This window comes from Veillonella sp. DNF00869, assembly GCF_001553345.1.
In the GTDB taxonomy this organism is placed as follows: Bacteria; Bacillota; Negativicutes; order Veillonellales; family Veillonellaceae; genus F0422.
This window is the reverse complement of sequence record NZ_KQ960759.1, coordinates 1-4,307: the sequence shown is the minus strand read 5'-3', so window position 1 is coordinate 4,307 and position 4,307 is coordinate 1. Positions and strand designations below refer to the sequence as shown.

The following is a 4,307-nucleotide window of genomic DNA, read 5'->3' as shown; positions in this document are numbered from 1 at the left end:
CGAACAAACATTATGAAATACCGTTTGAGAGAGGTATGCCGTGCTCTTCCCTTTGCTTATTAAGTTAAAAACGCCACAGGCTGCATAGTATTACAAGAAACGACTTACTTGCCTAACACATAAGCCCGTACTTGTTTCGGCAATGTTTCTAATCCTTTTGTCACGCCAAAAGACAAGATGACTGCGCTCACATACATAAGCACGACTGTCGTTGTTGTATATCCTAATCCGCCGATTTGCAAAACTTTATCTAACAGAATCAACATAAATGGATGTACCAAATAAATCCCATAGGATGCATTTCCCAATTCTGTCCAAAAGGTTTCCACGATGTCACTCATGGATGACACGGTGAAAGCCCATACAAAAAAGATACATCCCATCCCTGTGTATACCAATCCTTGTGGACTTAGCTGATGCACTGTGTAAATGGCCTCTAATCGAGTATATCCCCACTCTGCCATTACATAGTAATAGGAGCCTAACATAGCCACTAAGGATAAAATAAATCCAACCGTGATGCCGAAACCGTGGGAGTCAATCCATTCCAACATTGTATCAAAGCGTTCTGCTAATATCCCCCCTAATAGGAAAATCCATATATAAAATCCTACAAAATAATTGAGGCGCATGCTAAAGATATACTGCAACCATTCTTGCGAAAATTGTACAGAACCTGCCATATAAGAGGACCAATAATTCACTGCCATTTGCGCAAAAAACAATATAGTCATCAGCACTATGGGGGCTTTCAGTATAGACCGCAGGGCCCATCGCCAAAGTGGCATCAAAGCATAAAACCAAAGAAGTATAACTAGAAAGTACAGATGATACATGCCATTTCCAAAAAGTAGAGTCAACCCTAACACATGTGGCATCAGTCCCCATGCGTTATGAGCTAATACCGCATTGTAGGCCGTATATAGGATAGTCCACACAATATAGGGATAGAGCACCACCTGCGTGCGACGGCGCAAAAAGTCAGAATAAGAAAAATCATCCTCCACCGATGTATGATAGAACAACCCGAAGGCAGACAAGAAGAAAAAGGCAGGCACTGTAAAGCGAGACACAATTTCTAACAGTCCTAATAGATGTATATTAATCGTAGGGTTCGCTAATGCATAGGACCCTACATGGATACCGATCACACCTAACATACATAGTCCCCGCATATAGGTAATGGCCGGTATAGCTGGTTTTCTCATAATTCCTCCAAAAAAGAGGGGCTACGCCCCTCTCTCCTTATATTGTATTACCTTATTGAGCCTTTTGTTTTGCTTTTGCAGCTGCTGCGTCTGCTTTTGCTTTATTAGCTCTCGCCTCTGCTTCCGCTTTTGCTTTTGCCTCAGCCTCTGCTTTAGCTCTTGCTTCTGCTTCACGGCGTAAACGCAACTCTTTTTGTAACGGAGCTACAGGTTCACGATACACGGTAATATCTGTTTCGAACAATCGTCCCCATGGGAATCGAGCGGATACAGTGCGTGGATCCAATTTTAAATAAGTCGCCGCAAAGTCTTGCACTCGCTCACCCATATAACTTTCCAAAGTTTCATTTAAGGTTCCTGTATATTTCACATTATCTGTACGAATGGAATCTTGCATACGATACACATCTTTACGAATATTTGCTTGGTATGCCCAATTATCCAAATATTGTTGTGTCAACATATTTCGATGACTTTGATCATCCATATGCACTCCTAAAATACCCTGTGCTATGGCATAGCCAATAGTATTACTTGCCGTATTCCATCCATTATAAGCACTAACTTTATACAGTAAATCCCGTTGATACAATCCATAGACCAATGTATTATCCGATCCATTGGAATAGGCAATATCTGCAATACTAACAGGTACTCCTTGATTCATAGCTGCTTGAATATGGTCTAAAAATTCATTGGTACTTCTAGAAATCATAGGGAAGTTTTCAAAAGCTTCTGACTCACCTGTCACTGTACCTAATGGCGTATTTACTGCTAGTAACACAGATGGTTTTCCTTTAGTTTTCATCGTGCCACCTACGGCCACTACATGTTCAGCAATTGTTTTTTCTACTTTTTGGTCCTCATAATGTGGTACTGTCTCACCACCACCACCTAATGGATAAATAACCTCAAATGTCGGTGTCAAGTGATTGCGATCCACATGGTCACGAGCGATTAATAACAATCCTAATTGATCTGCTCCTGGGAAACTACCATATTGCGTAGGGGAAAGTCCTTTACTATATTTTTGTAAATAACGACCTTCCATAGCCGATTGAGATAAACTACTAGTATCGTCATGACCTAATGCAAAATATTTAAATACACCTTTTTTAGTGATATCAATTAATTGACGATTAATTTCCATATTTTTTTGACGACGATGGAACCAGTCCTGTAAAAATTCCACTGGCACCGTAGCTTGCAACATGAACAACTCTTTTTGTTCATCTGCCGTCAATTTTTGACTGTCCAATTTATCTTGTAAAGCAGCAATACGGAAAATAGTCGGGCCATATTGATCATAATAGGCTGGCTCCACACCGCCACCACTAGCACGAGGAGAGCGCATCACCGTACCAAATGCATACATTGGTATATTAGGATATTTTTTGTGCAAATCTTCAATATGATGTACTCGATATTCCAAAGTATGTAAATCTAAATTGTGTTTTCTAGAATCTACAAGGCCTCCATAGATTAAGGAGTCTGTACTTAACACAAGCACATCTGCTTTACTAATATTCTCATCAACCCATTTCCAAATCGCTTCTGCATTTCCTTGAAAGTTACGACCTGAAATGTAATATTGAGGTGGTGTTAACACCGTATATCCTGCATCTTGAGCCGTAGCCACCGTATAAGCCAAACTCACTGGGCGGTCATCTTGTGGTACATAGAGTACTGTCGTAGCCTCTGCAGTGATCGCATGGCTCAATACCGCAGTTGCCACCGCTGTAGCCATAATCGCAAACTTATGTCGCCATTGTTGTTTTCTCATGTTTTATATATCTCCTATTTTATAGTATTCTTTGCTTATTATCTTGATTAGTCATATGTAAATTATCGATGAATCCGATCAATACGCGGCAGATTCCAATGATACTCAATGGCTATCATGCGAATGATAAAAACGATAAGGAATGTCACATAGGATGCCACTATTTGATGTCCTATAGCATACACTACGAAGTAGGCAATCCCACCTAATAAAGCTGGCAAGGCATACACTTCTTCTTTCAACACACTCGGCGTGCGATGTGCTAAAATATCTCGGATAATACCGCCACCCACAGCTGTAATTCCACCTAACACAACGGTGAGCACCAAGTTAGTTGGATCTGTAGCTATCCCAATAGTCGCTCCTGTCACTGTAAACGAAGCCAAACCTAAGGCATCTGCTATCAGATACACTTTCGTCGCACCTTTACCTTCAATATAACGATTCCAGCCATAACGATACATGATAAACATGATCCCAACCGTAATTAACGTGATAGAAATATATAAGCCCGTTTGCAAAGATGTGGGCGGTATGCGCCCTACCATAACATCTCGCACAATCCCACCGCCAATAGCAGTTACCAGCGCCAAAATCAGTATACCAAAAATATCCATACGCCGTTGAATCCCCAAAAGTGCGCCAGAAATCGCAAAGGCAATTGTTCCAATAATGTCAAATAATAACCATAAAAAATCCATACAAAGCCTCCTCATACGGAATTATTGTACCATTCTTTTGAGTAAGATACTAGGTGTAAAACAAAGCAAAAAGGACGAATATCCGCATATATTCAAGTATAAAATGTGGTATACTTTATATAACCCTTTATTTAAAGAAAGGGGGTGAGCCCTAAATGGGTGACTTTAACTTTTTATGTATTGGCGTCTTTCTCGCCCCTGTTCTTCAAGGTATCTTAATCCATATTATTTCATATATGGTGATTGAGTTCTTCAAGAACAGAAAATAAGAAAGCAAAAAGGACGGTTGCACCCGCCCTTTTTTGTTTACCCTATAATGGGGACTATAACTTTTGTTGAGTTAATTATATACCATCTTGCCACAAAATACAATAGATATAACAATAAAAGCGCCTATGCAATGCATAAACGCTTTTAAACCTTGGCGGAGAGAGAGGGATTTGAACCCTCGGTACGGTATCACCGCACACATGATTTCCAATCATGCTCCTTAAGCCGCTCGGACACCTCTCCAAGTGAATACTTAACTATTATAAACCACTAAATATATTCCGTCAAGCACTTTTTTCTCCCCCGTGAGCAACACCATGTCGCGTAGAACGTCCCGTGGCACTG

At 40.4% G+C, this 4,307-nt stretch carries 3 protein-coding genes and 1 tRNA gene; all 4 read right to left on the bottom strand.

The annotated features are described in order from the left end of the window. Nucleotides 1-104: 104 nt before the first annotated feature. Complete coding sequence (locus HMPREF3032_RS01690) at nt 105-1,208, bottom strand: acyltransferase (RefSeq protein ID WP_062401340.1); 1,104 nt, start codon at nt 1,206-1,208, stop codon at nt 105-107. A gap of 52 nt (nt 1,209-1,260) precedes the next feature. Next, on the bottom strand, nt 1,261-2,991 hold the full coding sequence (locus HMPREF3032_RS01685; RefSeq protein WP_009352870.1) for a DUF4127 family protein: 1,731 nt from the start codon (nt 2,989-2,991) through the stop codon (nt 1,261-1,263). Nucleotides 2,992-3,053: 62 nt separating this feature from the next. Next, a complete protein-coding gene (locus HMPREF3032_RS01680) occupies nt 3,054-3,692 on the bottom strand; it encodes a trimeric intracellular cation channel family protein (RefSeq protein ID WP_009352969.1) in 639 nt (212 codons plus the stop codon). A 422-nt stretch (nt 3,693-4,114) separates the two neighbouring features. Continuing rightward, a tRNA-Ser gene (locus tag HMPREF3032_RS01675) sits at nt 4,115-4,205 on the bottom strand. Between the last annotated feature and the right edge of the window lie 102 nt (nt 4,206-4,307).

Coding starts and splice junctions, on each gene's coding strand:
- HMPREF3032_RS01690 (WP_062401340.1), bottom strand. CDS start 1,208: ATGAGAAAACCAGCTATACCGGCCATTACCTATATGCGGGGACTATGT.
- HMPREF3032_RS01685 (WP_009352870.1), bottom strand. CDS start 2,991: ATGAGAAAACAACAATGGCGACATAAGTTTGCGATTATGGCTACAGCG.
- HMPREF3032_RS01680 (WP_009352969.1), bottom strand. CDS start 3,692: ATGGATTTTTTATGGTTATTATTTGACATTATTGGAACAATTGCCTTT.